We start from the raw sequence: 1,360 nt of genomic DNA, 5'->3' as shown, positions 1-1,360 counted from the left end.
GCGCTGATCGGCGCGCGCGGCGACCGCGATGCGGTTTCCCTGCTCACCTCGGTCGAGGCGAATTCCACCGACGCGGTCAGGCAAGCGGCGACAGCCGCGATCGCCAACATCAATTCGACGCTGGCCTTTTGGGATGCCGGGCAGAACATCTGGTACGGCATCTCGCTGGGCTCGGTGCTGCTGCTGGCGGCAATCGGCCTCGCCATCACCTTCGGCGTCATGGGCGTCATCAACATGGCGCATGGCGAGATGGTCATGCTCGGCGCCTACACGACCTTCGTCGTCCAGCAGGTGATCCGTACATCCTTCCCTGACCTGTTCGACTGGTCGCTGGTCATCGCACTGCCGCTGGCCTTTCTCGTCGCCGCTCTGGTTGGCCTGATCATCGAGCGCGGCGTCATCCGCTTCCTCTATGGCCGGCCGCTTGAAACACTGCTGGCGACATGGGGCGTCTCGCTGATCCTGCAACAGGCCGTGCGCTCAATCTTCGGGCCGACCAACCAGGAGGTCGGCAACCCATCCTGGATGTCGGGCTCGTTCAATGTCGGACAGTTGGCGATCACCTGGAACCGCCTGTGGATCCTGGTTTTCGCGCTCGCTGTCTTCGGCATCCTGCTCTACGTGATGAAGCGCACGCCCTGGGGCCTGCAGATGCGCGCCGTCACCGCCAACCGGCGCATGGCTGCCTCGATGGGCATCAGGACGCCGTGGGTCGACGCGCTGACCTTCGCGCTCGGCTCCGGCATTGCCGGCATTGCCGGCGTCGCGCTGAGCCAGATCGACAACGTCTCGCCCAATCTCGGCCGCGGGTACATCATCGACAGCTTCATGGTCGTTGTCTTCGGCGGCGTCGGCAATCTGTGGGGCACGCTGGTCGGCGCCTTCTCGCTCGGCATCGTCAACAAGTTCCTCGAGCCTTATGCGGGCGCGGTGCTCGGCAAGATCGTCGTGCTGGTGCTGATCATCCTGTTCATCCAGAAACGCCCGCGCGGCCTGTTCGCGCTCAAGGGGAGGGCGGTGGAAGCATGATCACGGGACGCTTCTTTGCCGCCGGCGCGGACCGCCGCATCGCCATTACGATCTCCATCCTGCTGGCGGTGGCCGTCATCGTGCCGTTGCTCAACCTTGCGGTGTCTCCTACCAGCGCCTTCTACATCCCATCCTACATCGTCGCGCTGACCGGCAAATATCTCTGCTATGCGCTGCTTGCCTTGGCGCTCGACCTGGTCTGGGGCTATTGCGGCATCCTTTCGCTCGGCCACGGCGCCTTCTTCGCGCTCGGCGGCTATGCAATGGGCATGTATCTGATGCGCCAGATCGGCTCGCGCGGCGTCTATGGCAATCCCGTCTTGCCCGACTT

The 1,360-nt window shown here is 64.2% G+C and carries 1 protein-coding gene and 1 pseudogene; both read left to right on the top strand.

Annotated features, from left to right (window positions below; genetic code table 11):
- On the top strand, nt 1-1,029 hold a 1,029-nt coding region (gene urtB, locus EN994_RS31700), incomplete at its 5' end, for an urea ABC transporter permease subunit UrtB (protein ID WP_127308165.1).
- Nucleotides 1,026-1,360: pseudogene (locus EN994_RS31695) on the top strand (urea ABC transporter permease subunit UrtC); the annotation flags it as partial. The gene urtB and the pseudogene EN994_RS31695, both read left to right, overlap by 4 nt.

Source organism: Mesorhizobium sp. M7A.F.Ca.CA.002.09.1.1 (genome assembly GCF_003998555.1).
In the GTDB taxonomy this organism is placed as follows: Bacteria; Pseudomonadota; Alphaproteobacteria; order Rhizobiales; family Rhizobiaceae; genus Mesorhizobium; species Mesorhizobium ciceri.
Note: the sequence above shows the minus strand (reverse complement) of the source record. Positions and strands in the feature narration are given on the sequence as shown.